This window comes from Pseudomonas algeriensis (assembly GCF_048847255.1).
In the GTDB taxonomy this organism is placed as follows: domain Bacteria; phylum Pseudomonadota; class Gammaproteobacteria; order Pseudomonadales; family Pseudomonadaceae; genus Aquipseudomonas.
Genome location: NZ_JBKKRK010000020.1, coordinates 1 through 22,168, shown reverse-complemented (window position 1 = coordinate 22,168; position 22,168 = coordinate 1). Strand labels below are relative to the sequence as shown.

At 62.2% G+C, this 22,168-nt stretch carries 23 protein-coding genes and 1 riboswitch; of the genes, 19 read left to right on the top strand and 4 right to left on the bottom strand.

What is annotated here, in order from left to right; genetic code table 11:
• Together purN and purM are read right to left on the bottom strand one after the other, a co-directional pair.
• Positions 1 to 651, bottom strand: coding sequence for a phosphoribosylglycinamide formyltransferase (gene purN / locus ACLK1G_RS22725; protein WP_420767451.1), 651 nt, complete (start codon positions 649 to 651; stop codon positions 1 to 3).
• Positions 651 to 1,709 carry a phosphoribosylformylglycinamidine cyclo-ligase gene (gene purM, locus ACLK1G_RS22720; protein WP_420767450.1) on the bottom strand — a complete coding sequence of 353 codons (1,059 nt, stop codon included), beginning with the start codon at positions 1,707 to 1,709 and terminating at the stop codon, positions 651 to 653. Before purM ends, purN begins: the two co-directional genes overlap by 1 nt.
• A gap of 365 nt (positions 1,710 to 2,074) precedes the next feature.
• Here purM and ACLK1G_RS22715 point away from each other — a divergent pair, with 365 nt between their 5' ends.
• The 5 genes from ACLK1G_RS22715 (at position 2,075) to ACLK1G_RS22695 (ending at position 6,700) form a co-directional block, all read left to right on the top strand.
• Positions 2,075 to 3,133, top strand: coding sequence for a DUF2066 domain-containing protein (locus ACLK1G_RS22715; RefSeq protein ID WP_420767449.1), 1,059 nt, complete (start codon positions 2,075 to 2,077; stop codon positions 3,131 to 3,133).
• A gap of 32 nt (positions 3,134 to 3,165) precedes the next feature.
• A complete protein-coding gene (locus ACLK1G_RS22710) occupies positions 3,166 to 4,239 on the top strand; it encodes an AI-2E family transporter (RefSeq protein ID WP_420767448.1) in 1,074 nt (357 codons plus the stop codon).
• A 169-nt stretch (positions 4,240 to 4,408) separates the two neighbouring features.
• The gene (gene hda, locus ACLK1G_RS22705; protein WP_420767447.1) at positions 4,409 to 5,113 is read left to right on the top strand and encodes a DnaA regulatory inactivator Hda; all 705 of its coding nucleotides are present in this window, start codon (positions 4,409 to 4,411) and stop codon (positions 5,111 to 5,113) included.
• A 261-nt stretch (positions 5,114 to 5,374) separates the two neighbouring features.
• Positions 5,375 to 6,001, top strand: coding sequence for a C40 family peptidase (locus ACLK1G_RS22700; protein WP_420767446.1), 627 nt, complete (start codon positions 5,375 to 5,377; stop codon positions 5,999 to 6,001).
• Between the two features lie 165 nt (positions 6,002 to 6,166).
• On the top strand, positions 6,167 to 6,700 hold the full coding sequence (locus ACLK1G_RS22695) for a C40 family peptidase (protein ID WP_420767445.1): 534 nt from the start codon (positions 6,167 to 6,169) through the stop codon (positions 6,698 to 6,700).
• A 79-nt stretch (positions 6,701 to 6,779) separates the two neighbouring features.
• On the opposite strand, the gene ACLK1G_RS22690 is transcribed toward ACLK1G_RS22695, so the two are convergent.
• On the bottom strand, positions 6,780 to 8,090 hold the full coding sequence (locus ACLK1G_RS22690; RefSeq protein WP_420767444.1) for a PQQ-dependent sugar dehydrogenase: 1,311 nt from the start codon (positions 8,088 to 8,090) through the stop codon (positions 6,780 to 6,782).
• Between the two features lie 185 nt (positions 8,091 to 8,275).
• The gene (locus ACLK1G_RS22685) at positions 8,276 to 8,860 is read right to left on the bottom strand and encodes a hypothetical protein (protein WP_420767443.1); all 585 of its coding nucleotides are present in this window, start codon (positions 8,858 to 8,860) and stop codon (positions 8,276 to 8,278) included.
• A gap of 160 nt (positions 8,861 to 9,020) precedes the next feature.
• Positions 9,021 to 9,230: riboswitch (cobalamin riboswitch) on the top strand.
• A gap of 81 nt (positions 9,231 to 9,311) precedes the next feature.
• Between ACLK1G_RS22685 and cobO the strand changes: the two genes are divergently transcribed.
• The 14 genes from cobO to ACLK1G_RS22615 all read left to right on the top strand — a co-directional run bounded on the left by cobO (position 9,312) and on the right by ACLK1G_RS22615 (position 22,132).
• Positions 9,312 to 9,923 carry a cob(I)yrinic acid a,c-diamide adenosyltransferase gene (cobO, locus tag ACLK1G_RS22680; protein WP_420767442.1) on the top strand — a complete coding sequence of 204 codons (612 nt, stop codon included), beginning with the start codon at positions 9,312 to 9,314 and terminating at the stop codon, positions 9,921 to 9,923.
• A complete protein-coding gene (locus tag ACLK1G_RS22675) occupies positions 9,920 to 11,332 on the top strand; it encodes a cobyrinic acid a,c-diamide synthase CobB (RefSeq protein ID WP_420767441.1) in 1,413 nt (470 codons plus the stop codon). Before cobO ends, ACLK1G_RS22675 begins: the two co-directional genes overlap by 4 nt.
• A complete protein-coding gene (bluB, locus tag ACLK1G_RS22670) occupies positions 11,329 to 11,979 on the top strand; it encodes a 5,6-dimethylbenzimidazole synthase (protein ID WP_420767440.1) in 651 nt (216 codons plus the stop codon). The genes ACLK1G_RS22675 and bluB overlap by 4 nt, the downstream gene beginning before the upstream one ends.
• Positions 11,976 to 12,884, top strand: coding sequence for an adenosylcobinamide-phosphate synthase CbiB (cbiB, locus tag ACLK1G_RS22665; protein ID WP_420767439.1), 909 nt, complete (start codon positions 11,976 to 11,978; stop codon positions 12,882 to 12,884). The genes bluB and cbiB overlap by 4 nt, the downstream gene beginning before the upstream one ends.
• Positions 12,877 to 13,869, top strand: coding sequence for a threonine-phosphate decarboxylase CobD (gene cobD, locus ACLK1G_RS22660; protein ID WP_420767438.1), 993 nt, complete (start codon positions 12,877 to 12,879; stop codon positions 13,867 to 13,869). Before cbiB ends, cobD begins: the two co-directional genes overlap by 8 nt.
• On the top strand, positions 13,866 to 15,317 hold the full coding sequence (locus ACLK1G_RS22655; RefSeq protein ID WP_420767437.1) for a cobyric acid synthase: 1,452 nt from the start codon (positions 13,866 to 13,868) through the stop codon (positions 15,315 to 15,317). The genes cobD and ACLK1G_RS22655 overlap by 4 nt, the downstream gene beginning before the upstream one ends.
• A 132-nt stretch (positions 15,318 to 15,449) precedes the next feature.
• On the top strand, positions 15,450 to 15,971 hold the full coding sequence (gene cobU, locus ACLK1G_RS22650) for a bifunctional adenosylcobinamide kinase/adenosylcobinamide-phosphate guanylyltransferase (protein WP_420767519.1): 522 nt from the start codon (positions 15,450 to 15,452) through the stop codon (positions 15,969 to 15,971).
• The gene (cobT, locus tag ACLK1G_RS22645) at positions 15,968 to 17,023 is read left to right on the top strand and encodes a nicotinate-nucleotide--dimethylbenzimidazole phosphoribosyltransferase (protein ID WP_420767436.1); all 1,056 of its coding nucleotides are present in this window, start codon (positions 15,968 to 15,970) and stop codon (positions 17,021 to 17,023) included. The genes cobU and cobT overlap by 4 nt, the downstream gene beginning before the upstream one ends.
• Positions 17,020 to 17,595 carry an alpha-ribazole phosphatase family protein gene (gene cobC / locus ACLK1G_RS22640; RefSeq protein ID WP_420767435.1) on the top strand — a complete coding sequence of 192 codons (576 nt, stop codon included), beginning with the start codon at positions 17,020 to 17,022 and terminating at the stop codon, positions 17,593 to 17,595. Before cobT ends, cobC begins: the two co-directional genes overlap by 4 nt.
• A 2-nt stretch (positions 17,596 to 17,597) precedes the next feature.
• Positions 17,598 to 18,329 (top strand): adenosylcobinamide-GDP ribazoletransferase, encoded by a 732-nt coding sequence (locus ACLK1G_RS22635; protein ID WP_420767434.1) that lies wholly within the window; start codon positions 17,598 to 17,600, stop codon positions 18,327 to 18,329.
• Between the two features lie 71 nt (positions 18,330 to 18,400).
• Positions 18,401 to 18,805, top strand: coding sequence for a MarR family winged helix-turn-helix transcriptional regulator (locus ACLK1G_RS22630; RefSeq protein ID WP_030142382.1), 405 nt, complete (start codon positions 18,401 to 18,403; stop codon positions 18,803 to 18,805).
• Between the two features lie 52 nt (positions 18,806 to 18,857).
• A complete protein-coding gene (locus ACLK1G_RS22625; protein ID WP_420767433.1) occupies positions 18,858 to 20,066 on the top strand; it encodes an MFS transporter in 1,209 nt (402 codons plus the stop codon).
• A gap of 182 nt (positions 20,067 to 20,248) precedes the next feature.
• Positions 20,249 to 20,797 carry a glutathione peroxidase gene (locus ACLK1G_RS22620; protein WP_420767432.1) on the top strand — a complete coding sequence of 183 codons (549 nt, stop codon included), beginning with the start codon at positions 20,249 to 20,251 and terminating at the stop codon, positions 20,795 to 20,797.
• A 112-nt stretch (positions 20,798 to 20,909) separates the two neighbouring features.
• A protein-coding gene (locus tag ACLK1G_RS22615; protein WP_420765165.1) for an IS3 family transposase occupies positions 20,910 to 22,132 on the top strand; the annotation gives its coding sequence in 2 pieces (ribosomal slippage) (positions 20,910 to 21,261 and positions 21,261 to 22,132; 1,224 coding nt in all).
• Positions 22,133 to 22,168: the final 36 nt, after the last annotated feature.

Here is a 22,168-nt window from a genome sequence, read left to right as displayed (position 1 = left end):
CTAGTATCGAATCAAATGGCCGCTGGCGGCGAGCAACTGGCCGTCCAGTGAGGCTCCCCGATCGTCGAGGGCCAGCCGGCCTTCGGCAAACCAACGCACGGCCATCGGGTAGATCTGGTGCTCGCGGGCATGGACCCGTTGCGCCAGGCTTTGCGGCGTGTCGTGCAACTCTACCGGTATTACTGCCTGTACGACCAGTGGTCCGCCATCGAGTTCCTCGGTGACGAAGTGCACCGAGCAGCCATGCTCCGTGTCTCCGGCCTCCAGCGCCCGCTGGTGAGTGTGTAACCCTTTGTATTTGGGCAGCAGCGAAGGATGGATATTGAACAGGCGGCCTTGGTAATGACGCACGAAGCCGGCGCTGAGGATGCGCATGAAACCGGCCAATACCACCAGTTGCGGATTGAAGGCGTCGATCTGTTCGATCAACGCGGCATCGAAGGCTTCGCGGCCTTCGTATGCCTTGTGATCCAGGACGCGGGTATCGATCCCTGCGTCCGTGGCACGTTGCAGGCCGTAGGCATCTGCGCGGTTGGAAATCACCGCGCGGATACGGACCGGGCTGTCGCCGGTCCGCGTGCTGTCGATCAGGGCCTGCAAGTTACTGCCGGTGCCGGACAGCAGCACCACCACGTCACAGGGTGCGGACATCAGTGTGCCTTAAGGTTTTGCAGCTCGACTTGCGCAGCGCCTTCGGCCGCGGTGGCGATCTGGCCGATGACCCAAGGCTGTTCGCCTGCGTCACGCAGCACGTTCAGGGCAGTCTCGACGTGCTCCTGGGCCACGCAGATGACCATGCCCACGCCGCAGTTCAACACGCGGTGCATTTCGGTTTCGTCGACGTTGCCTTTTTCCTGCAGCCAGTCGAATACGGCCGGGCGGGTCCAGCTCGCCACGTCGACCACGGCCTGGGCGCCTTTTGGCAGCACGCGCGGGATGTTGTCCAACAGGCCACCACCGGTGATGTGGGCCATGGCCTTGACGGCGCCGGTGTCCTTGATCAGCTTGAGCAGCGGCTTGACGTAGATGCGGGTCGGGGCCATCAGCAGGTCGGCCAGCGGCTTGCCGTCGAGCTGGGTGTTCTCGATGTCCGCGCCCGAGACTTCGATGATCTTGCGGATCAGCGAGTAGCCGTTGGAGTGCGGGCCGGAAGAAGGCAAGGCAAGCAGGGCATCGCCGGCGGCAACTTTCGAGCCGTCGATGATTTCGGCTTTTTCCACGACGCCTACGCAGAAACCTGCCAGGTCGTAGTCTTCGCCTTCATACATGCCAGGCATTTCAGCGGTTTCGCCGCCCACCAGGGAGCAGCCGGACAGCTCACAGCCGGCGCCGATGCCGGTCACGACCTGGGCAGCGGTGTCGACGTTCAGTTTGCCGGTGGCGTAGTAATCGAGGAAAAACAGCGGCTCGGCGCCGCAGACCACCAGGTCGTTCACGCACATGGCCACCAGGTCGATGCCGATGCTGTCGTGCTTGTTCAGGTTCAGGGCCAGGCGCAGCTTGGTGCCGACGCCGTCGGTGCCCGAGACCAGTACCGGTTGCTTGTAGCCGGCCGGGATCTCGCAGAGGGCGCCGAAACCGCCCAGGCCGCCCATGACTTCCGGCCGCGCAGTGCGCTTGGCGACGCTCTTGATGCGTTCGACCAATGCTTCACCGGCGTCGATGTCCACACCGGCGTCCTTGTAGCTCAGGGAAGGTTGCTTGCTCATGATCCAGGCCTTTAAAGGGGGGAATTCTGGGTAACGACCGATCGCCGGGGCCCTTGGATAACCGATGTACGATTATTCCGGATGCCCAGCCATTGCCGGTCTGCGAAGGCGCGCGATTTTATCAGGCTTGTGGGGCAGCGGCCATCCTCGCGCCGACGGGCAGGGTCATATCCGCCAAAAAAACCGATATTTCTTCTGTTGGTACTGCACGGCGCGTCTGTATAAGGTGTAGCGGTAAGCGACTGTGGTTGTGACGGTGTCGAAACTTGCCTCGGGCGGCTGAATGTTTTGCCGGGCGCCGTGTCACAGCCATGCTCAGTCTTCTCCACACGGCCGGTGCCAGCCGTTTTGTCCGGGAATTTTCCATGCGTTTGTTCAAACTCTTGTCTGTTGGCTGCCTGTCGCTGATCAGCCTGGCGAGCCATGCCGAAACCCTCAACAACCTTTATCAGGTACGTGAACCGGTCAGCAGCCAGGCACCGGACGAGCGTAACCAGGCAACATTGCGAGCGCTGGATACCCTGGTGCTGCGCCTGACCGGCGACGCCAAGGCCGCGCAGAACCCTGGCCTGGCGGCGATCCGCAAGGACCCGCAACAAATCATTCTTCAATATGGCTACGACGCCGGCCCGCCGGAAAGTCTGCAGGTGGATTTCGATCCCGCCAGCACCGACCGGGCGTTGCGTTCGGCGGGGTTGTCGCTGTGGGGCGCGAATCGCCCCTCGATCCTGGGCTGGTGGCTCAACGACTCGGTAGAAGGTTCCAGCCTGGTGGGGGATGGACAGGCCAGCGCCACGCCGTTGCGCCGCGCTGCCCAGCACCGGGGCTTGCCGCTGCACCTGCCGCTGGCGGACTTGAGCGAGCAGATTGTCGCCACTGCGCCGAACCTTGAAGGCAACGACCCGGCGCCGTTGCGCGAGGTGTCGGAGCGTTATGGTTCCGACGCGTTGCTGGCGGTCCACGCCAAGGAAGAGGGTGGGCAGTGGCAAGCGACGTGGCGCCTGTGGCTGGGCGACCAGCGCGAGCAGGGCAGTGCCCAGGGCGGCGATCCTGCCGCACTGGCCGACGCCGTGATGTTGGCGGTGAGCCAGCGCCTGGCGCCGCGCTTCGTGGCCAAGCCGGGGGTGGCGACGGAACAATTGCTCGAAGTGCAGGGCATGAACCTCGAACGTTACGCGGCGCTAGGGCGGTTGCTCGAACCGTTCGGTGGGCAGTTGCAGCGGGTCGAAGGCGACGTGATCGTCTACAAGGTCAATGGCAGCGCCGAGCAGTTGAAGGCACAACTGGCCTTGGCGAAACTCCAGGAAGTACCTGCCGGTGAGGTTGTCGCGCCGCCGGCCGTGGCTCAGCCTGCTGCCGATGGAACAATCTCGCCCGCGCAGCCAACACCGGCGCCGACCCCGAACCTGCGGTTTCGCTGGTAGGATTTCTTCCTTTATAGAGTCAGGAGTGGTTCATGGGCGATACGCGGCGTTGGTTCTGGTTGGGTGGGGTCGCCCTGCTGATTGCGTTTATCTACTTGCTGCACCCGATTCTCACGCCGTTCCTGGTTGCGCTGCTGTTGGCCTATCTGTTCGATCCGGTGGTGGATCGCCTGGAAAAACTCGGCTTGTCCAGGACGTGGGGCGTGGTGGCGGTGTTCGCGCTGTTCACCTTGATCGTCAGTGCCCTGTTGCTGGTATTGATCCCCATGCTCGCCAAGCAACTGTTGCGCCTGTATGAGCTGGCGCCGCAGATGCTTGATTGGCTGCAACACACCGCGGTGCCTTGGGTGCAGTCGAAACTGGGGCTGGCCGATGGCTTCTGGAAGTTCGACAAGGTCAAGGCGGCCATCAGCGAACATATGGGACAAACCACCGACATCGTCGGCGTGGTGTTGAGCCAGGCCACGGCTTCGAGCCTGGCGTTGATCGGCTGGCTGGCGAACCTGGTGCTCATTCCGGTGGTAGCTTTCTATCTGCTGCGCGACTGGGACCTGATGATGGCCAAGATCCGCAGCCTGCTGCCGCGTCACCGTGAAGAACGCATCATGACGCTCACCGGCGAATGCCATGAAGTGTTGGGGGCGTTCGTGCGCGGGCAACTGCTGGTCATGGTCGCGCTGGGCTTTATTTATGCGGCGGGGTTGATGCTGGTAGGGCTGGAGCTGGGGTTGCTGATTGGCATGATCGCCGGATTGGCGGCCATCGTGCCCTACATGGGGTTCGTCATTGGAATTGGCGCGGCGTTGATCGCCGGACTCTTCCAGTTTGGCGGGGACCTGTATCCCATGGTTGGTATCGTGGCGGTGTTCATGGTCGGGCAGGCCCTGGAAGGCATGGTGCTGACGCCGTTGCTGGTGGGTGATCGCATTGGCCTGCATCCGGTGGCGGTGATCTTTGCGATCCTGGCGGGGGGCGAGCTGTTCGGCTTTACCGGGATCCTGCTGGCGCTGCCGGTGGCGGCGGTGATCATGGTGCTGGTGCGGCATATGCACGATCTGTACAAGGATTCGGACATCTACAGCGGCGTTGAAGACCCTGAACTGTAGGTTAAATCCAGGGCGGGGCGTCAGGGAAACTGACGCTTCGCTCCCTTGTCGCTGCAAACCTTTGATTTTGCTCGTGGTCCGGCGCATTGTGCGGTCTGCGTCACGGGTATAAACTTTGCAAACTTTACACAGAGGCCACTAATGGTTCCTTTGGAGCCGTTCAGTCAGCATGAAACCGATTCAGCTGCCCCTTGGTGTGCGTCTGCGTGATGACGCCACCTTTATCAACTACTACCCAGGCGCCAATGCCGCTGCACTCGGCTATGTCGAGCGGCTTTGCGAAGCCGACGCTGGCTGGACCGAAAGCCTGATATACCTTTGGGGCAAGGACGGAGTAGGGCGCACGCACCTTTTGCAGGCCGCCTGCTTGCGGTTCGAGCAGCTGGGCGAGCCGGCCGTCTACCTGCCGTTGGCGGAACTGATGGATCGCGGCGTTGAAATCCTCGACAACCTCGAGCAGTACGAACTGGTCTGCCTGGATGACCTGCAGGCCGTGGCCGGCAAGGCGGACTGGGAAGAGGCGCTGTTTCATTTGTTCAACCGACTGCGCGACAGCGGCCGACGCCTGTTGATCGCCGCATCGACCTCGCCACGGGAATTGCCGGTGAAGCTGGCGGACCTGAAATCGCGCCTGACCCTGGCGCTGATTTTCCAGATGCGTGCGCTTTCCGATGAGGACAAGCTACGGGCATTGCAACTGCGTGCTTCGCGACGTGGCCTGCACCTGACCGACGAGGTTGGTCATTTCATCCTCACCCGCGGCACGCGCAGCATGAGCGCATTGTTCGAATTGCTCGAACGCCTCGACCAGGCATCGCTCCAGGCCCAGCGCAAGCTGACGATTCCTTTTTTGAAAGAAACCTTGGGGTGGTGAAAATTTTTTGGACGAGATCTTTTGTGGCGAGGGAGCTTGCTTCCGCTTGAGCTGCGGAGCGCTCATAAAAGGGGCCGCTGCGCCCGAGGCGTCGGACCGGCCCAACGGGAGCAAGCTCCCTCGGCACCGTTCAAAATGGGCTTAAGCGCTTAGATGTAAACGAAAAACCGAGAAGTCACATTTGCATCGATTGAATTTGCAAATGAGGTCGATAGAAGGCATAGTCTCGCCATCTTTACTACTTCAGCCACGGTCGTGCCCATGCTCAGTCGCTTCGCACCCCTCGTGCCTCTCGCACTCGTTACCCTGTTGTTCGGTTGCGCTGCCCACTCTCCAGTGTCCCAGCAAGCGCAGCAACCCCAAGTCAAGAGTTCTGTAACTGCCCAATCTTCCTCCGTTGCGTTCCAGGAAGAAGTGGCCTCCGATAAAGAGCTGGCAGACTTCGCCGGCAGCAAGCCTTATCAGCTTCCGGTGCTGGCAGACAGCATCCTGGAACGCGGCATGTCCTTGATCGGCACTCGTTACCGTTTTGGCGGTACCTCCGAGGCCGGCTTCGATTGCAGTGGCTTCATCGGTTACCTGTTTCGTGAAGAGGCGGGCATGAACCTGCCCCGTTCCACCCGCGAAATGATCAACGTAAATGCCCCGCTGGTTGCTCGCAACCAGCTTGAGCCTGGCGACCTGCTGTTTTTCAGCACCAATGGTCGTCGCGGTCGGGTCAGCCACGCCGGTATCTACCTGGGCGACAACCAGTTCATCCACTCCAGCAGCCGCCGCAGCGGTGGGGTGCGAATCGACAGCCTGGGCGACAGCTACTGGAGCAAGACCTTCATCGAAGCCAAGCGTGCCCTTGCCATGGCACCGACCGTGGTCACGGCTCGCAAGTAAGCGCACAGTTTGTAGGGCAAACTTAAAGTCTTACTTGAAGTTTGTCCCATAGCCGCTAGAATCCTAGATCATTGATTGATGGCAATCCGCCTGCGTACTACGCGGGCGGATTTGTTTCCATCTCCACGGCAGAAAAGCCGCATCCAGATCAGGATTGTTCCGCATATGTCGACGTCGGCCCGCCTCGTTCTGATTGTTCTTGCCGCGCTGCTCAGCGCCTGCGCCAGTCGCACCCCACCGCCCGCGCCGGTGCGGGCTCCAGTGGTATTCGCGCCCTCCCAGACTTTTTCTCCCGCCGCTGAAGACGTGCTTTTCCGTGCGCTGGGCTTGGTGGGGACGCCCTATCGTTGGGGTGGCAACACGCCGGACTCAGGTTTCGATTGCAGCGGTTTGATCGGCTATGTGTACCGTGACGCTGCCGGGATCTCTTTGCCGCGTTCCACTCGCGAAATGATCAGCATGCGTGCGCCAGAGGTCGGCAAAGATGCGTTGCAGACGGGCGACCTGGTGTTCTTCGCCACCAATGGTGGATCCCAGGTCAGCCATGCCGGGATTTATGTAGGGGAGGGACGTTTCGTCCACGCACCGGCCACCGGCGGCACGGTCAAGCTCGACAGTCTGTCCAAGGCCTATTGGCAGAAGGCCTACCTCGGTGCCAAGCGGGTGTTGCAACCGGAACATCTGGCGCGTAATCCCTGACCCTGATTGATTTTATGCGACGCTGGATCGCTCTTGTGGCGAGGTAGCTTGCTTCCTCGCCAGGGAGTCGGTTTGAGCGTTAATTTTTCGATACCCGCCAGATCTTGTTGCCTACGTCATCAGCCACCAACAACCCACCTTGTTTATCGATCACCACGCCCACCGGCCGCCCCTGGGCTTTTTCGTCTGCGTTGAGGAAACCGGTCAGCACGTCCACGGGCTGGCCCGCGGGTTTGCCGGCATTGAACGGGACGAAGATTACTTTGTAGCCACTGTGGGGCTTGCGGTTCCAGGAGCCGTGTTGCCCGATGAAGGCGCCTTCTGTAAACGGCGCGGGCAATGTGCTGCCTTCGGCGAAGGTCAGGCCCAATGAAGCCGTATGAGGGCCGACGGCATAGTCGGGAGCAATGGCCTTGGCCACAAGTTCGGGATTTTGCGGCTCGACGCGCACGTCGATGTTCTGCCCGTAGTAGCTGTACGGCCAGCCATAAAAGCCGCCGTCCTTCACCGAGGTGATGTAGTCCGGCACCAAGTCGCTGCCGATCTCATCCCGTTCGTTGACCGCCGTCCACAGGGCGCCGCTGCGGGGCTCCCATGCCAGGCCGTTGGGGTTGCGCAGCCCTGAGGCGAAGATGCGGTGACTGCCGGTGGCCCGATCCACCTCCCAGATGGCCGCGCGGCCTTCTTCCGCGTCCATGCCATTTTCCGCGACGTTGCTGTTGGAGCCGGTCGTGACGTACAACTTATTACCGTCCCGGCTGGCAATGACGTTCTTGGTCCAGTGGTGGTTGAGGGGGCCGCCGGGCAAATCGACAACCTTGGTGGGTTGCGCCTTTATTTGCGTATCGCCTTCCTTGTAAGGGAAACGGATCAACCGGTCGGTGTCGGCCACATAGAGGTCATTGCCCACCAGCGTCATGCCGAACGGGGAGTTGAGGTTTTCCAGGAAAATCGTCCGGGTTTCGGCGACGCCGTCGTGATTGGCGTCCCGCAGCAGGGTGATGCGATTGGGGCTGGGGACGCCAGCGCCGGCGCGGTCCATGACTTTCTTCATGACCCAGCCACGAATGCCTTGGGTATCGTCGGGCTTGGGGGGAGCGTTGGTTTCGGCCACCAGCACATCGCCGTTGGGTAGCACGTAAAGCCAGCGCGGATGATCCAGGCCTTCGGCAAAGGCAACCACCTTCAGGCCTGGGGCCGGGGTTGGCTTGGCGCCGTCCGGCCATCCGATGGCTTCAGCGATATTCACCGTGGGCATCAGGGTCTTGTTCGGCTCGGGCAGTTTCGGTGACGGGCCGATGCCGTCGGAAACCTGCAATGTCGACGACTCGCCGCAAGCGACAAGCCCTGTAGCAAGGGCGGCGATCAACAGGTGATTTGGCTTGAGCATGCGGACTTCCCTATGAGTGCATGTGATTACTCATAGAGAAGCGTAGACGTGGGATGGTTCAACGGTGGGGCGACCCGCCTGGCAAACGAATTTCCTGAGGGAGCGAGCCTGCTCGCGAAAGCAGGTCAACCTGGCAGTGAAATGCGGATTGCTCCCCCGTCTAGCGAGCAGGCTCGCTGCCACAATCAACCATGAGCCTGCTTGAACAGCACCGCGACCCCTGGGTGATAGTGTCCGGCCTCGTTGCGCAACTTGCGGTAGGCATAAGGGAAGTACCAGGCCACGGCGCAGGTGTTTTCCTTTTGCAGGTCATCGATCATGTCCTGCAACTCTTCTGGCGTCGCGCTTTGCTGGGCTTTTTGCGGGGCGATGAACAGGCAACCCAGTTTCAGGTCGCTGGCGTAGCTGATCCGCTTGGCGTCGCTGGTGGCTTCCAGCAACGGTTGGGTCAGGTTCAGGTTGTTGACCTTCGGCCAGCGCTGCGTGCTCTGGATGTAGGCGCGTTCATCGCTGCTGGCAATCAACAGATCGGCGCTGACATTACGTTCGCCTTCTTCATTCTGCTTGCGAGTCGCTGCGTCCTGCAGCGTGACCATCTCCGCCATCCAGGCTGCGGCCGACAGCAGGCCGAGATTGGCTGTTTCATTGTGCCAATAGGGTGTGTCGTTATCGCCGCGCACGGCGTTGTAGCGGTCGATACAATCGAACCAGCGTTCCAGCACCGGGCGCAGGAATTCCAGTTTCGGATTGCTGATGATCATGCCTTGCATCGCGTTTGCCCTCTTGTTCTTGTGATATCGGGTCGTAGTGTCTCTTTGATATCATTTGCCGCAGCATCACACAAGATTGACGTCAGCTTATTGATCCCGGCCAATATCCATTGCGCTGCCCATCGCGGCTTTAATTGACGCTCAACCCCCAACCCTCTAACCTTCGCGGCTTGTTTCAGGTGCTCTATGGCAATGGCCGATAGGGTGAAACAGGGAAGCCGGTGCGTGCACACAAACCCGGCGCTGCCCCCGCAACGGTAAATGAGTCAAGGCTGCGTATAGGCCACTGTGTCGCATGACATGGGAAGGCGCACAGCCAGGCGTTACGCCGCTCATGAGCCCGGAGACCGGCCTGATTCATCCAACGGCATCACGGTGGGCGATGCCAGGCTCGTTGCCGTCCTTTTTTATGCCCGCCCGCCGTTATCCAGTCCCAACGGAGAGCTCCCCCATGACCGACACGCCCGATCGCGACGAACGCCACCTGGCGCGCATGCTGCGCAAGAAAGCCGTGATTGACGAGCGCATCGCCAATTCGCCCAACGAGTGCGGCCTTCTGCTGGTGCTGACCGGCAACGGCAAGGGCAAGAGCAGTTCTGCGTTCGGCATGCTGGCCCGGGCCATGGGGCACGGCATGCAATGTGGCGTGGTGCAATTCATCAAGGGTCGCAACAGCACCGGCGAGGAGCTGTTTTTCCGCCGCTTCCCGGAGCAGGTGCGCTTCCATGTCATGGGAGAGGGCTTTACCTGGGAAACCCAGGATCGCCAGCGCGACATTGCCGCCGCCGAAGCCGCGTGGGCGGTGTCCCGTGAGTTGCTCAGCGACCCGTCCATTGGGCTGGTGGTGCTCGACGAACTGAACATCGCCCTCAAGCACGGTTACCTCGACCTGGATCAGGTCTTGAGTGATCTGCAGGCTCGTCCGCCCATGCAACATGTGATCGTGACCGGCCGCGGCGCCAAGCCCGAGATGATCGAGCTGGCCGACACCGTGACCGAAATGGGCATGATCAAGCACGCTTTCCAGGCCGGGATAAAGGCGCAGAAAGGCGTCGAACTGTGAGCCGAGTGTCGACCGCCAGCCGCCATTGCCCGGCGGTCTTGATTGCCGCCCCGGCTTCAGGCCAGGGCAAGACCACCGTCACCGCGGCTCTGGCCCGGTTGCACCGCAACCAGGGGCGCAAGGTGCGCGTGTTCAAGTGTGGTCCCGACTTCCTCGATCCAATGATCCTTGAGCGAGCCAGTGGCGCGCCGGTCTATCAGTTGGACATGTGGATGGTCGGAGAGCAGGAAAGTCGCCGGTTGTTGTGGGAAGCCGCCGCAGAAGCGGACCTGATTTTAATTGAAGGCGTGATGGGGCTGTTCGACGGCACACCGTCTAGCGCCGACCTGGCCCGGCATTTCGGCGTGCCGGTGCTGGCGGTTATCGATGGCACAGCCATGGCCCAGACATTCGGTGCCTTGGCCTTGGGCCTGGCACGGTATCAGCCGGATTTGCCCTTCGCCGGGGTCTTGGCCAATCGGGTCGGCACCTTGCGCCACGCGCAATTGCTCGAAGGGAGCCTGACCGAAGGCTTACGCTGGTACGGCGCGCTTTCGCGGGAAACCGGCATCGAGCTGCCGAGCCGCCATCTTGGCCTGGTGCAGGCCAGCGAATTGAATGACCTGGACGTGCGTCTCGATGCCGCCGCCGAGGCGCTGGCGGGCAGTTGTGAAGTGGCATTGCCGCCTTCGGTGGAGTTCGCGGCGCCGGAACTGACGGCGGTTGAGCGGTGGCTCGACGGCGTCCGCATCGCCGTGGCCCGTGATGAGGCATTTGCCTTTACCTATGGCGCCAGCCTCGATCTGCTGCAAGCCATGGGCGCGCAGTTGAGTTTCTTTTCGCCGATCCACGACACCCAATTGCCCGAGGCGGACAGCCTCTATCTACCCGGTGGATATCCCGAGCTGCACCACGTTGCCCTGGCGCAAAACGCGCCCATGCTGGCGGCGATCCGCGCCCACCATGCATCCGATAAGCCCTTGCTCGCCGAATGCGGCGGCATGCTGTACCTGCTCGATTCACTCACCGACGTCGAAGGCACGCGCGCCGAACTGCTGGGTATGCTGAGCGGCGATGCGCAGATGCAAAAACGCTTGGCGGCCCTCGCGCTGCAATCGGTGGATCTGCCGGAAGGCAACCTGCGCGGGCATACCTATCATCATTCCTTGACCAGCACCACGCTTGAGCCGATTGCCCGTGGGCATAGCCCCAATGGCGGGCGAGGGGCGGAGGCGGTTTTCCGACAAGGGCGGATGACGGCTTCGTACGTGCATTTTTATTTTCCGTCCAATCCGAGGGCGATTGCCGCTTTGTTTGCGCCGGACCGAGAAGCAGCCTTCGCGAACAGGCTCGCTCCCACAGGGGATGGTGTGATCCCCAGTACGACGCCTGCCAGTGTGGGAGCGAGCCTGCTCGCGAATCGGCCATGACAGACAGCACTTTTTCCCAGGCCGAACGCGAGGCCGTCTACCGCGCCATCGCCGAACGCCGAGACATGCGTCATTTCATCGGCGGCAGCGTCGAGCCGCAATTGCTGCGCCGCCTGCTCGAAGCCGCGCACCAGGCGCCTAGCGTCGGGCTGATGCAGCCGTGGCGGTTTCTGCGCATCAGCGATCGCGCCTTGCGCGGCGAAATCCAGAACCTGGTGGAAGAAGAGCGCATTCGCACCGCCGAAGCCCTGGGCGAGCGTAGTGATGAATTCATGAAGCTCAAGGTGGAAGGTATCCACGACTGCGCCGAAGTGCTGGTGGCCGCGTTGATGGACGACCGCGAGCGGCACATTTTCGGTCGCCGGACCTTGCCGGAAATGGACTTGGCCTCGCTGTCCTGCGCGATCCAGAATCTGTGGCTGGCGGCCCGCGTCGAAGGGCTGGGGATGGGCTGGGTGTCGTTGTTCGAGCCCCACGCCCTGGCCGATCTGTTGGGCCTGCCGGAAGGCGCAAAACCCCTGGCGATCCTGTGCCTGGGGCCGGTCGAGGGCTTTTACCCAGCGCCCATGCTCGCCTTGGAAGGCTGGGCGAAACCGCGGCCGCTCGAGGAACTGATTTATGAAAATCGCTGGGGAGTGCGTCCATGAGCGTAGCGTTGCTCAGTGCCGCCGCGGTGGCGCTGGATGCGTTGCTGGGCGAGCCCCGGCGCTGGCATCCTCTGGTCGCGTTCGGCCGTCTTGCCAATCGTATCGAACAGCGTTTCAACTCCGGTGGACGGGGCTGGCGCAGTCACGGTGTCACGGCGTGGATCATCGCCGTGCTGCCCTTGACGTTGCTGGCCACAGCCTTGTCCTGGGCGCCCCTGGTAGGGTGGCTGGTGGACATTCTCGCGTTGTATTGCGCCCTCGGCTTGCGCAGCCTTGGTGAACATGTCGAGCCAGTGGCCCGGGCGTTGCGCAGTGGCGATCTGGACGAGGCACGCCAGCGGGTGAGTTATCTGGTCAGCCGCGAAACCGCCGAGTTGGATGAAAACGCCGTGGCCCGCGCCGCCACCGAGTCGGTGCTGGAAAACGGCAGCGACGCGGTGTTCGCCGCCTTGTTCTGGTTCGCGGTGGCTGGCGCGCCTGGCGTGGTGTTGTATCGGTTGAGCAATACCCTCGACGCCATGTGGGGTTATCGCAACGAGCGCTTCGAACGTTTTGGCTGGGCGGCGGCAAAGATCGACGACGTGCTCAACTATATTCCCGCGCGCCTGGTGGCCCTGACCTACGCGTTGCTCGGCAAGACCCGACTGGCATTCAGATGCTGGCGCACCCAGGGGCCAACCTGGGACAGCCCCAATGCCGGGCCGGTGATGGCCGCCGGCGCCGGAGCGCTGGGCGTGGAGCTGGGCGGCGCGGCGATCTACCACGGCGAGCTGCATCAACGTCCGCCCTTGGGTGAAGGCGTGCCGGCCAGTGCCGATTCCATTGATCGCGGCTGGCAATTGGTGCAACGCGGCGTATGGTTATGGCTGCTGATTCTCTGCCTCGGAGCCGAGTTTTATGCTTGAGCATGGTGGACGACTGCGCAAGGCTTCCCGGCAATATGGCATTGCCGAGGCCGACTGGCTCGACCTGTCCAGCGGCCTGGCGCCCTGGCCGTTCGACGTTCCGCCGATCCCGCTGCGGGCCTGGGCGCGCCTGCCCGAGGCCGAAGATGGATTGGAGCAGGCCGCCTGCGATTATTACGAAGCGACGCACGTGTTGCCGGTGGCCGGTTCGCAGATGGCCATCCAGCTGTTGCCGCGCCTGCGCCGGGCCGGCAAGGTGGGTGTTTTGTCGCCCTGTTACGCCGAGCACGCCGAAGCCTGGCGCCGCAGCGGGTACATCGTGCGCGAAGTGCTGGAGACGGAAGTCGATTTTTTCCTCGACAGCCTCGACGTGCTGGTGGTGGTCAATCCGAACAACCCCACGGGCCTGAGCCTGAGCCCCGAACGCTTGCTGAATTGGCACGCACGGTTGGCCCAGCGCGGTGGCTGGCTGGTGGTGGATGAAGCGTTCATGGACATGACACCGCATCTGAGCCTCAGCGCCCACGCCCATCAGGTCGGGCTGATTGTATTGCGATCGTTTGGCAAGTTCTTTGGCCTGGCCGGGGTTCGCCTGGGGTTTGTCCTGGCGGAGCGGCGTTTGCTCAAGCTGCTCGCCGAGCAAGTCGGACCCTGGGCGGTGAGCGGGCCGACCCGGGTCCTGGGCGAGGCGTGTCTTCTGGATACCGAGGCCCAGGTTCGTCAACGACAGCGCTGCGAAGAAACCAGCCAACGCCTGGCATCGACGCTGCAACGCTTCGGCTTCAAGCCCCAGGGCGGCTGCGCATTGTTCCAGTGGCTGGTCACCCCGCACGCCCATGCCCTGTATGAATTCATGGCCCATCGCGGCATTCTGCTGCGCCTGTTCACCCACACCAGCAGCCTGCGTTTCGGGTTGCCCGCCGATGATGCCGGGTTCCTGCGCCTCGAGCAGGCTTTCGAGGCCTACGCCAAGGACATTCGATGACAACCTTGATGGTGCAGGGCACCACCTCCGATGCCGGCAAAAGTACCTTGGTCACGGCGCTCTGCCGTTGGGTTACGCGCCAGGGTGTGAGGGTGGTGCCGTTCAAACCGCAGAACATGGCGCTCAACAGCGCGGTGACTGCCGACGGTGGCGAAATCGGCCGGGCCCAGGCTGTTCAGGCACAGGCCTGTGGCCTCGAGCCCCATACCGACATGAATCCGGTGCTGCTCAAGCCCAACAGCGATACGGGCGCCCAGGTCATCATCCATGGCCGTGCCGTGACCACCATGAATGCGGTGGCCTATCACGATTACAAAGCCGTCGCGATGCAAGCGGTACTGGCCTCCCACGCCCGCTTGAGCGCGACATACCCGGTCGTCATGGTGGAAGGCGCGGGATCGCCGGCGGAGATCAACCTGCGGGCCGGGGACATCGCCAATATGGGCTTTGCCGAGGCGGTGGACTGCCCGGTGCTGCTGATCGCCGACATCAATCGTGGCGGGGTATTCGCCCATCTGGTCGGCACACTGGAGTTGCTTTCGCCCAGCGAGCAGGCGCGGGTAAAGGGTTTCATCATCAATCGTTTTCGCGGCGATATCGCCTTGCTGCAGCCGGGGCTGGATTGGTTGGAAACGCGCACTGGCAAACCGGTGATCGGCGTGTTGCCGTATGTAATGGACCTGCACCTGGAGGCCGAGGATGGCCTCGACCAGCGCCAGGCCGACAAGGCTGAACAGGTGCTCAAGGTGGTGGTGCCGGTGCTGCCGCGCATCAGCAACCACACCGATTTCGACCCGCTGCGCCTGCATCCGCAGGTCGACCTGCAATTCATCGGCCCTGGCCAGGCCATCCCGCCTGCCGACCTGATTATCCTGCCCGGGTCCAAAAGCGTGCGCAGCGATTTGGCCTACCTGCGGGCTAATGGCTGGGAAACGGCCATCCAGCGCCACTTGCGCTACGGCGGCAAGTTATTGGGTATCTGCGGCGGTTTGCAGATGCTCGGTCAGCAGGTCCACGATCCGCTCGGGCTGGAAGGCGTGGCGGGTTCCAGCGCCGGGTTGGGCTTGTTGGATTTCGAAACGACCCTGGAGCGCGAAAAGCAACTGCGCAACGTCCGCGGGCGACTGAACCTGGAAGACGCCGAGGTCAGCGGCTATGAAATCCACGCGGGCGTCACCGTCGGCGCGGCCCTGGAACATGCGGCGGTGCGCTTGGACGATGGCCGTTGCGATGGCGCCCAGAGCCGCGATGGGCAGATTTTTGGTACTTATCTGCATGGGCTCTTTGAGTCGCCGGCAGCCAGCAGTGCATTGCTGCGTTGGTCGGGTCTGGAGGACGTACAGACGGTGGATTACCACGGCTTGCGCGAGCGAGATATCGAGCGGTTGGCGGATTTGGTGGAGCGGCATCTGGACACCGGGCTGCTGCGTGAGCTCTGTGGGATCTAGGGTGGCTGGGCTGGCGTCATCGCGAGCAGGCTCGCTCCCACATTGGTCTTGCGGCGCACAGAGATCCTGTGGGAGCGAGCCTGCTCGCGAAGGGGCCGGCACCCACACCGCCTATTTTGAAAGGGTATGAACATGCTCCAACTGATCCTCGGCGGCGCCCGCTCGGGCAAGAGTCGCCTGGCCGAAAAACTTGCCGCGAGCACAGGCTTGCCGGTGACTTACATCGCCACCAGCCAACCCCTGGACGGCGAAATGAACGAGCGTGTCGCCCAGCACCGCGCCCGGCGCCCGGCCGAATGGGCGCTGGTGGAGGAACCGTTGGCGCTGGCGCGGGTGCTGGAAGAAAACGCCGCGCATGATCAATGCCTGTTGGTGGATTGCCTGACGCTCTGGCTCACCAACCTGCTGATGCTTGATGACGCCGACCGGCTGGTCGCCGAGCGTGAAGCGCTGCTGGACTGCATCAGTGCGCTTCCCGGCGAGGTCATATTCGTCAGCAACGAGACCGGCATGGGCGTCGTGCCGCTGGGGGAGTTGACCCGTCGTTATGTCGATGAAGCCGGTTGGCTGCATCAAGCCCTGGCCGAACGTTGTCAGCGCGTCGTGTTGACCGTCGCCGGCTTGCCCCTGACCCTTAAAGGAACTGCGTTATGAATCACCGCTGGTGGCTGGACCCGTGCAAGCCCGTCGATACCCAAGCGCTGGAGCAGGCCGCGGCCCGTCAGCAACAGCTGACCAAACCGGCCGGCTCCCTGGGGCGGCTGGAATCGGTGGCGGTGCAACTGGCGGGCCTGCAAGGGCAGGTCAAACCGAACCTCGACCGGTTGTGGGTTGCGATTTTCGCCGGTGATCATGGCGTCGTGGCCGAAGGTGTCTCGGCGTATCCCCAGGAAGTCACCGGGCAGATGTTGCTCAACTTCGTCAACGGCGGCGCGGCCATCAGCGTTCTGACGCGGCAATTGGGCGCGTCCCTGGAAGTGATCGACCTGGGCACTGTAACGCCTTCGCTGGATTTGCACGGCGTGCGCCATTTGAACCTGGGTCCTGGCACGGCGAATTTCGTCCGGGGGCCGGCGATGACCCTGGCGCAAGGCGAACAGGCCCTGCAAGCCGGACGCGACAGCGTGGCGCGCGCGGTCGCGGCTGGAACGCAATTGTTCATCGGCGGCGAGATGGGCATCGGCAATACCACTGCCGCCAGTGCCCTGGCCTGTGCCTTGCTCGACTGCCCGGTGACGCACCTGGTCGGGCCGGGCACGGGCTTGGACGCGGCAGGTGTCAGCCGCAAGGCCCAGGTGATCGAGCGGGCCCTGGCGTTGCACGGTGGTGCGAGCGGCGACCCGTTGCAGACATTGTTCAACCTCGGCGGTTTCGAAATCGCGGCGTTGGTCGGTGCGTACCTGGCCTGCGCTCAGCAGGGCGTCGCCGTGCTGGTGGATGGGTTTATCTGCAGCGTAGCGGCGCTGGTGGCGGTGCGGTTCAATCCCGGATGCCGCCCATGGCTGCTGTTCGGTCATCGCGGTGCCGAGCCGGGTCACCGGCACGTGCTGGAAACCCTCGGCGCCGAACCGCTGCTGGACTTGGGCTTGCGCCTGGGCGAGGGCAGTGGCGCGGCGCTGGCGGTGCCGTTGTTGCGCCTGGCCTGTGACCTTCACGGGCAGATGGCGACGTTTGCCGAAGCGGCCGTGGCGGATCGCCCGGCATGATCTTGCGCCTGGACCTGCTGCGTCACGGTGAAACCGAGCTGGGCGGCGGCTTGCGCGGCAGCCTCGACGACGCCCTGACGGCCAGGGGCTGGGAGCAGATGCACGAGACGGTCGCCCAAGGCGGGCCGTGGGATCGCCTGGTGTGCTCGCCATTGCAGCGATGCGCCCGTTTCGCCGAACAACTTGGCGCCCGGCTTGGCGTTCCGGTGCAGGCGGACAAAGACTTGCAAGAGTTGCATTTCGGCGCCTGGGAAGGTCGCAGCGCGGCGGCATTGATGGAGACCGACGCCGAGGCCCTCGGTCGCTTTTGGGCCGATCCTTACGCCTTCACACCTCCCGGAGGTGAGCCGGTATTAGCGTTTTCGGCGCGGGTGCTGGCGGCGGTCGAGCGCTTGCACCTCGCATATGCCGGTCAGCGCGTGTTGCTGGTCAGTCATGGCGGCGTGATGCGCTTGCTACTGGCCCAGGCCCGGGGGTTGCCACGCGAGCAATTACTGAATGTCGAAGTCGGCCATGGTGCGCTGTTTTCCCTGGCGGTGTCCTCCGGCCCCGTGCTTAGAGAGGCTGGCTGAGCATGTTGCCCTTCTGGATCGCCCTGCAATTTCTCAGCAGCTTGCCGATTCGCTTGCCGGGCATGCCTGAGCCCCGCGAGCTGGGGCGTTCGCTGTTGTTCTATCCCGTGGTGGGGCTGTTGTTCGGCGGTTTGCTGTGGTTGCTCGATGCACTGTTGGCGGGCGCGCCGGTGATGCTGCATGCCGCGCTGCTACTGATGGCGTGGGTGCTGCTCAGCGGCGGGCTGCACCTGGACGGCCTGGCCGACAGCGCCGATGCCTGGCTCGGCGGTTTCGGCGATCGTGAGCGTACGTTGCTGATAATGAAAGATCCACGCAGCGGGCCGATCGCCGTGGTCACGCTGGTGCTGGTGTTGCTGCTCAAATGGACCGCGCTGGTGGCGCTGATCGAGCAGGGGGATGCGTTGGCCTTGCTCGTTGTGCCGGTGCTGGGGCGTAGCGCCTTGCTGGGGTTGTTCCTCACCACGCCGTATGTGCGTGCCGGCGGGCTGGGCCAAGCGTTGGCCGATCATTTGCCGCGCCGCTCGGGCTGGCAGGTGTTGTCGGCCGGAGCGCTGGGGTGCGTGCTGGTGATGGGATGGGCGGGGCTGTGGACGTTGGCGGTCGCCGTGCTGGTATTTATCGGTTTGCGTCACATCATGCTGCGCAGGCTGGCGGGATGCACCGGCGACACCGCGGGCGCCTTGCTGGAATTGCTGGAAATGGCGGTTCTGGTGGCGTTGGCCTTGAGCTGAATCCCGGCTTGTCAGCGGTCAGGGCCTCATTTAAATTTGCATTCATTTAGTCGCGGGTATATACACGCATCATGCTTCCTTCCCAATGTCTGTGCATCAACCTGCGTCGCGCCGCGCGTGGCGTCAGCAGGTACTACGACGGCGCTCTCGATGGCTTCGGGATCAACGTTGCCCAGTATTCTTTGCTCAATAACCTGGCGCGCCTGGACCAGCCGAGCATTTCGTCCCTGGCCGAGGCCATGGGCCTGGACCGCAGCACCCTAGGGCGCAACCTACGGGTGCTGGAAGGCGAGGGGTTGGTGAAGTTGGCTGAGGGCGACGATTTGCGCAACCGCATCGTTGTGCTCACCGAGGCGGGAAATGCACGGTTGGCGGCGGCATTGCCGGCCTGGGAAGCGGCACAACAGAAATTGATCGACAAGCTCGGTGCCGAAAAGCGCGCGACCTTGCTGGCCTTGCTGGATGAGTTGGCGTGACGCCGGTTCGTCCGATGATAAGTGGGTATATACCCGCGACCGGAGAACAAGAATGACATCGATGTGGCGTACCTGTGGTTGGGTCCTGGTGGGCAGTGCGCTGATCCTGGCGTTGTCCCTGGGCGTGCGGCATGGCTTCGGGTTGTTCCTGGCGCCGATGAGCGCCGAATTCGGCTGGGGCCGGGAGGTGTTTGCCTTCGCCATCGCTTTGCAGAACCTGATCTGGGGCCTGGCGCAGCCTTTCACGGGCGCCTTGGCGGATCGCTTCGGTGCGGCAAAAGTGGTGTTGATCGGTGGTGTCCTGTATGCGGTCGGCCTGGTCTTCATGGGCATGGCCGACTCGTCCTGGTCACTGTCGTTGAGCGCCGGCCTGTTGATCGGCATCGGCCTGTCCGGCACTTCGTTCTCGGTAATCCTTGGTGTGGTTGGGCGGGCCGTGCCGCCAGAGAAACGCAGCCTGGGCATGGGTATCGCCAGTGCGGCCGGCTCGTTTGGCCAGTTCGCGATGTTGCCGGGCACGCTGGGGCTGATTGGTTGGCTCGGCTGGTCCGCGGCGCTGTTGGCGCTGGGCCTGCTGGTGGCGTTGATCGTGCCCTTGGTCAGTATGCTCAAGGATGCACCGGCACCCCTGAGCGGCAACGAGCAGACCTTGTCCGAAGCGTTGCGCGAGGCGTGCAGTCATTCCGGTTTCTGGCTGTTGGCGGTCGGTTTTTTTGTCTGCGGTTTCCAGGTGGTGTTCATCGGCGTGCATCTGCCGGCCTATCTGGTGGACCAGCACCTGCCGGCCAGCGTCGGCACCACCGTGTTGGCGCTGGTCGGTCTGTTCAATATCTTCGGCACTTACACCGCCGGCTGGCTGGGCGGGCGCATGTCCAAGCCGCGCCTGCTGACTGGCCTGTACCTGGTGCGGGCGGTGGTGATCGGCCTGTTCCTGTGGTTGCCGGTGACGATGACCACGGCTTATCTGTTCGGCATGGCGATGGGTTTTCTCTGGTTATCGACGGTGCCATTGACCAACGGGACGGTCGCCACGTTGTTCGGTGTACGAAATCTCTCAATGCTGGGTGGGATCGTGTTCCTGTTCCACCAGTTGGGCTCGTTCCTCGGTGGTTGGCTGGGCGGCGTCGTGTACGACCGCACGGGCAGCTACGACTTGATCTGGCAGGTGTCGATTTTGCTCAGCCTGCTCGCGGCTGCGTTGAACTGGCCGGTGCGTGAGCGCCCGGTTGCCCGCCTGCAAGCCCAGGCGGGTGCGGCATGAGCCGCGTCGGCCCATGGTTGATCGCAGCCGGCGCCGCCGCGCTGCTGGCGGTCGCCTGGTGGGGCTGGCGCCAGGGCGGGTTGGCTTTGATGCAGCTGGGCATGGGCAGCTGCTGACGTGTGGACGGCATCGGGCGCGCGGAGTAACGTCGTGGTCTGACAGGCTTACAAGGAAAATCCGACATGATGCGTTGGTTTGCTGTTCCCACCCTGTTGCTGGCTATGACCGGGCATGTATGGGCGGCTGAATGCCCGTCACTCTTGGAGGGTTCGCTGCCCAAGCTGCGGGCCAAGGAAACCGTCGATTTGTGCCAGCGTTTCGCTGGCAAACCCTTGGTGGTGGTCAACACGGCCAGCTTCTGTGGGTTCGCTCCACAATTCAAAGGGCTCGAGGCGCTTAACCAGCGCTATAAAAGTGAAGGGTTGGAAGTGCTGGGCGTGCCGTCCAACGACTTCAAGCAGGAATCCAAGGACGGCGCGGAGACCGCCAAGGTTTGCTACGTCAACTATGGTGTGACCTTTACCATGACCGAACCGCAACCGGTACGGGGCGCGGATGCCATTCCCTTGTTCAAGCACCTGGCCGAACAGTCCAGCGCGCCGAAATGGAATTTCTACAAATACGTCGTGGATCGCCAGGGCAAGGTGGTTGGCAGCTTTTCCAGTCGGATAAAACCCGACGATCCTGACTTCATCAAGGCGGTGGAGACGGCTATCGCTTCCAAACCTTGATCCTCAACCACGAAAAAGCCCCGCTTTCTTTACAGAGAGCGGGGCTTTTTTTTCGCTTCTGTCTCGTCCTGAATAAGGTTTACACCTTCTGACCTATCCTCAGGAGGAACCAATGGAATCAGGAAAAAGGCGCAGTCAGCGTGATTACACGCTGGGCTTTAAATTGGCGGTCGTCGATCAAGTTGAAAAGGGCGAACTGAGTTATAAAGAGGCTCAACGGCGTTATGGGATTCAGGGTCGGTCGACTGTGTTGGTGTGGTTACGCAAGCATGGAAGGCAGGACTGGAGCCAAGGCGCCTCCATTCGTGCCCAGAGGAATCGACCGATGGCCGAGCCAAATTTGCCGCTGACACCAGAGCAGCGAATCAAGGAGCTGGAAGAAAAGCTGGCCCTTGCCAACCAGAAAGCCCAATTTTTTGAAGCTGTCGTTGACGTGCTGAAGAACGATTACGGTGTTTCTGTCGTAAAAAAGCGATCCGGCAGGTCCTCAGCCAAGGGCAAATCGAAGGCCTGAGTGTTACCAGGGCTTGCCAGTTTTTGGGCATCTCACGGCAGGCGTATTACAAGCGCAATCGAGCTTACGACGCGCAAGCTAGCCACGCGCAAAAGGTGCTGGGGTTTGTGCTGGAGACACGCCTTGAAATGCCCCGGTTGGGCACCCGCAAGCTGCATGGCCTCATGCAGTCCGAACCTGAACTGACGCGAACGGTAGGTCGAGATCGGTTGTTCGATATCTTGCGAGACCATCGACAACTGGTCCTACGCAAACGCGCTTATCACAAGACTACCGATAGTCATCATCGCTTCCGTCGACATCCGAATCGGCTCAAACCCGGCCCTGACCAAGTCACTGCCACGGGGCCTGAACAGGTATGGGTAGCAGATATAACCTACTTGCCTACCGAACAAAGCGTCGCTTATGTGAGCCTGGTCACCGATGCGTTTTCGCGCAAAATAGTCGGCCATCATGTGCATGAAAGCCTGCATACCGAGTCAGTCATCCAGGCAATGACCAAAGCCCTTCGGCATCGAAGAAGCAATCAGCCGCTGGTACATCACTCTGATCGGGGCTCGCAATACTGCTCTGATCTCTACCAGAGGCTGCATGCCAAGCACGGCGTCAGGTGTTCGATGACTGATGGCTACGACTGCTACCAGAATGCCCTAGCGGAACGGGTGAATGGGATTCTGAAAACGGAGTTTCTTTTACACCGTCCCAAAGACCTTGCCCAAGCCAAGCGCATGGTCGAGGAGTCGATAGAAATTTATAACCGTAAGCGACCTCATTTGTCTCTGAAATACAAAACGCCCGATGCGGTGCATCGGGCGCTTTGAGATGAAACAGGTGTAAACCTATTTCAGGACTAGACA

Coding starts and splice junctions, on each gene's coding strand:
- purN (WP_420767451.1), bottom strand. CDS start 651: ATGTCCGCACCCTGTGACGTGGTGGTGCTGCTGTCCGGCACCGGCAGT.
- purM (WP_420767450.1), bottom strand. CDS start 1,709: ATGAGCAAGCAACCTTCCCTGAGCTACAAGGACGCCGGTGTGGACATC.
- ACLK1G_RS22715 (WP_420767449.1), top strand. CDS start 2,075: ATGCGTTTGTTCAAACTCTTGTCTGTTGGCTGCCTGTCGCTGATCAGC.
- ACLK1G_RS22710 (WP_420767448.1), top strand. CDS start 3,166: ATGGGCGATACGCGGCGTTGGTTCTGGTTGGGTGGGGTCGCCCTGCTG.
- hda (WP_420767447.1), top strand. CDS start 4,409: ATGAAACCGATTCAGCTGCCCCTTGGTGTGCGTCTGCGTGATGACGCC.
- ACLK1G_RS22700 (WP_420767446.1), top strand. CDS start 5,375: ATGCTCAGTCGCTTCGCACCCCTCGTGCCTCTCGCACTCGTTACCCTG.
- ACLK1G_RS22695 (WP_420767445.1), top strand. CDS start 6,167: ATGTCGACGTCGGCCCGCCTCGTTCTGATTGTTCTTGCCGCGCTGCTC.
- ACLK1G_RS22690 (WP_420767444.1), bottom strand. CDS start 8,090: ATGCTCAAGCCAAATCACCTGTTGATCGCCGCCCTTGCTACAGGGCTT.
- ACLK1G_RS22685 (WP_420767443.1), bottom strand. CDS start 8,860: ATGCAAGGCATGATCATCAGCAATCCGAAACTGGAATTCCTGCGCCCG.
- cobO (WP_420767442.1), top strand. CDS start 9,312: ATGACCGACACGCCCGATCGCGACGAACGCCACCTGGCGCGCATGCTG.
- bluB (WP_420767440.1), top strand. CDS start 11,329: ATGACAGACAGCACTTTTTCCCAGGCCGAACGCGAGGCCGTCTACCGC.
- cbiB (WP_420767439.1), top strand. CDS start 11,976: ATGAGCGTAGCGTTGCTCAGTGCCGCCGCGGTGGCGCTGGATGCGTTG.
- cobD (WP_420767438.1), top strand. CDS start 12,877: ATGCTTGAGCATGGTGGACGACTGCGCAAGGCTTCCCGGCAATATGGC.
- ACLK1G_RS22655 (WP_420767437.1), top strand. CDS start 13,866: ATGACAACCTTGATGGTGCAGGGCACCACCTCCGATGCCGGCAAAAGT.
- cobU (WP_420767519.1), top strand. CDS start 15,450: ATGCTCCAACTGATCCTCGGCGGCGCCCGCTCGGGCAAGAGTCGCCTG.
- cobT (WP_420767436.1), top strand. CDS start 15,968: ATGAATCACCGCTGGTGGCTGGACCCGTGCAAGCCCGTCGATACCCAA.
- cobC (WP_420767435.1), top strand. CDS start 17,020: ATGATCTTGCGCCTGGACCTGCTGCGTCACGGTGAAACCGAGCTGGGC.
- ACLK1G_RS22635 (WP_420767434.1), top strand. CDS start 17,598: ATGTTGCCCTTCTGGATCGCCCTGCAATTTCTCAGCAGCTTGCCGATT.
- ACLK1G_RS22630 (WP_030142382.1), top strand. CDS start 18,401: ATGCTTCCTTCCCAATGTCTGTGCATCAACCTGCGTCGCGCCGCGCGT.
- ACLK1G_RS22625 (WP_420767433.1), top strand. CDS start 18,858: ATGACATCGATGTGGCGTACCTGTGGTTGGGTCCTGGTGGGCAGTGCG.
- ACLK1G_RS22620 (WP_420767432.1), top strand. CDS start 20,249: ATGATGCGTTGGTTTGCTGTTCCCACCCTGTTGCTGGCTATGACCGGG.